Raw genomic sequence first — 3169 nt, forward strand, 5'->3', positions numbered from 1 at the left:
AACGCGACAGCGGGCGCAACCGCCCGGTGGTCGCCATCATCGGTGACGGTTCCATGCAATATTCTGTTCAGGGGCTGTGGACAGCGGCCCAGCAGGGCCTGCCCATCCTTTTTGTCATACCGAGAAACGGCGAATACGCCATTCTGAAGTCCTTTGCCGTTCTGGAAGAAACCCCCGGCGTGCCGGGCCTTGACCTGCCGGGCCTTGATACGGTTGCCATCGCCAAGGGCTATGGCTGCGAAGCCGTACGCGCCGAAACGGTGGACGAGGTGCGCAAGGTTTGCGCCGAAGCGTTCAAGCGCTCCGGCCCCACCCTTATCGAAGCGCCCATCGTGCCCACCATCCCGCCCCTGCTTTAGAGCAGATTTTGAGAATGTACATTCTCAAAGTTTAAGTCACGCTCGCTTTGATGCTTAACCGCGCAAGTAAATTGCGCTTGCATCTTTGCGGCGGGCGACTGCTCACGCAGCCGCCAGGGCAATTTCAAAGTGAAATTGCTCTAGCCAGAACCAAACGCCATTCCCGGGACCACCGGGTCCCGGGAATGGCTAAAAGGAACCGCCCATGCTTGAAACAATAATCATGGCACTGCTGCCCATTATCGTGACCCTGCTGCTGGGTCTTCTGGCCGGATGGCGGCACGACTTCAGCCAGGATCAGGCATCTGTCCTCAACCGCATGGTCATGCTTTACGCTTTGCCCATGCTTCTTTTTGCAGGCATCCTCGGCACGCCGCTTGATGAGGTACTGAAAAACGCGCAGGTATTTTTGTGGATAGCCATCGGCATGGCCGGGGGCTTTGTGCTTGTTTTTCTGATTTCGCGCCTTGTTTTCAGGTCTGACGTAAAACTTGCGGCCCTGCGCGGTCTGGCAATCGCCGGACCAGCCGTGCCTTTTGTGGGAACTCCGGTTCTGGGCATGCTTTTCCCCGTTGATGCCGATCTGGCGATTGCCGCGGGCAGTATTATCCTGAACCTTGTCCAGGTTCCGCTGGCCCTCATCTTTCTTGTGGGCGAAAGCGGCGACAGCTCTTCCGGCCAGAAAAAAAACCCCATATCCATTGTTGCCGACAGTATCGCCAGTGCGGTCAAACAGCCTGTGGTCTGGGCTCCGGTGCTGGCTTTTGCGCTGCTGCTGGCAGGCCTGGACATGCCCAAAGTGCTTAAAGGCTCGTTTCTTCTGCTGGGGCAGGCCACGGGCGGCGTAGCCCTGTTTGCCGTGGGCGCGGTGCTTTTTGCCCAGAAGGTGAGCATGTCCCTGCCTGTGATCATCAACGTTATCTGCAAGAACATCCTGCTGCCCGGCCTTGTCCTTGTGGTAATGATCTGGCTGGCCGTACCCGTTACGGAACGCGGCCTGGCGGCTGTGACCCTGGCTATTCCCACAGCCTCTATCGCCGTCATTTTTGCCGTGGAATACAAGTCCGGCGAACAGGAAATGGCCTCTACCCTGTTCTGGAGCACCATATTGTCCGTCATAACCATGGGCGGATTTATCTGGCTGACCTGATACAAAACTCTGAAAGAAAAAACGAAACAGACTGAAAAAGCATATGAAAATCCGCCCCGCAACGCTGTCGGGCGGATTTTCATATGCGCATGGCGTAGGGGCAGTCTTGTCCCGGCCAAACGAAATTGCGGCCTGACGAAATTGCGGGATCTGTGAATGTGCGGGCCAAGTGGACACGCTGACAAGAAAAGATCGCCCGTCAGGCGTCCGTATTTTCTTTCAGCTTGCGCTGCGCCCTTTTGGCAGCCAGAACCTCACGCTCACGCCGATTCTTTTCGTCTTCCGCGCGCCGTTGCTTGCGGATACGCTCAAGGCGGGTCTGCTGCGCCTGCTCACGCTGCTTGCGCGCCTGTTCCAGCAGCTTTTCCCGCTTGCGGTCAAAAACCAGGGTGGTGCGCAGTGCCGCCAGTCCGAAAGAAATGACCGTAACAATAAGAATGAGCACCTTCTGGATAGACCACTGATCTTCCCCCAGAATCTCGCGCAGCCAGCCCAGGCGCAAGCTGTCCCCCCAGAAAACCACAACAGGCACCCCGATAAAGCAGAGCAGCAAGCCCACAATCTCAATCCACATGAAGGTCTTGCCCATGGTCAGGCCAAAAAGGGTTCCATCGCGCACCATACGCAAAAACTGCAAACGCTTGCGCAGGTTGCGCAACAGCTCTGCCAGGCGCGGGGTGTCGGCCTGCACCTGCTTGAAGGCTCCGGCATCGCGAAAGTTACAGGAAAAGGCGCGGTTGATGATGCCCGCGCTTTCATTAAAGTCACGGCTGAATTCACGCAGGGCTGAGGGAAACGGAAACCACGAGGCTTCGTCCCGTATTTCCTGAAGAATATCCAGATAATATTTATATCTGTTGCGCAATTCTTCCACTTCGCGGTTGATGCATTCCTCAAGCTCTTTTTCCAGGGCCGGGCGCGTTTCAACAACCTTGAGAAAGGCTGTGTAACTGTTGATGCTGGCGAGCTTTTCCAGCCGCCGGATTTTTCCGCCCAGCAGCAATTGAACCGGATGCTCCGGCGGAAACCAGTCGTTAAGCCGCGAATTCAGTGAGTTGATGGCCAGTCCCTCGGCCTCGGCCTTTTTTTTCGCTTCTGCCCAGAGATCATACAGAGATGAAAGAATAAGCAGACGCCCCCGCTCCAGAGCCGGGTCCATCAGAATATGGCTGAAGTAGGCGGGGTCTTCGCGAATGAGCTTTGTCATCGGGTCCAGTACCGCTTCCGCAAAGCCCATCTTAACCTTGCAGACCATCTCGCGGTACTGCGTCTCGCGCCACTGGGTCACGCGCCATACCTGGCCGTACTGCTCTATGGCCGCGCCAAAATGCCCCTGCTCTTCCTCAAGCCTGGCCTGCAAAAATTCGTTCCACGCCTGAAGCATGGGCGAGGGCGTGAGCATGGCCGCCTCGCCAAAGCTGGCAGCGGCGCGGGCAAAGTCCTGCCGTTCAACATGACAGAAGCCCTGCACCATGCGCAGGCGCGGATCCCGCTGATGACGGCTGATATTCTGGGCGATCTTTTTTTCCAGATCCGCCAGGTCTTCGGGGCCGGAAGCGACCAGCCTGTCGAGCATTTCCCATGCCGGGCTGTCGTCGCGGGGCGGCAGTTCTTCTCCCGGTTCAGGCTCGCGCATGCGGTACAGCCAGTTGCGCGGGGA

General features: G+C 57.3%; 2 protein-coding genes and 1 pseudogene. 2 read left to right on the forward strand and 1 reads right to left on the reverse strand.

The annotated features are described in order from the left end of the window. Together V6C16_RS10100 and V6C16_RS10105 are read left to right on the forward strand one after the other, a co-directional pair. A partial coding sequence (locus tag V6C16_RS10100) for a thiamine pyrophosphate-dependent enzyme (protein WP_333543133.1) occupies positions 1 to 359 on the forward strand: 359 nt, incomplete at its 5' end. Between the two features lie 205 nt (positions 360 to 564). Then, positions 565 to 1509 carry an AEC family transporter gene (locus tag V6C16_RS10105; RefSeq protein ID WP_333534896.1) on the forward strand — a complete coding sequence of 315 codons (945 nt, stop codon included), beginning with the start codon at positions 565 to 567 and terminating at the stop codon, positions 1507 to 1509. A 199-nt stretch (positions 1510 to 1708) separates the two neighbouring features. Here V6C16_RS10105 and V6C16_RS10110 read toward each other — a convergent pair. After that, positions 1709 to 3169 (reverse strand): annotated as a pseudogene (locus V6C16_RS10110) (hypothetical protein); the annotation flags it as partial.

The organism is Desulfovibrio sp. 1188_IL3213 (assembly GCF_036763145.1).
Taxonomy (GTDB): domain Bacteria; phylum Desulfobacterota; class Desulfovibrionia; order Desulfovibrionales; family Desulfovibrionaceae; genus Desulfovibrio.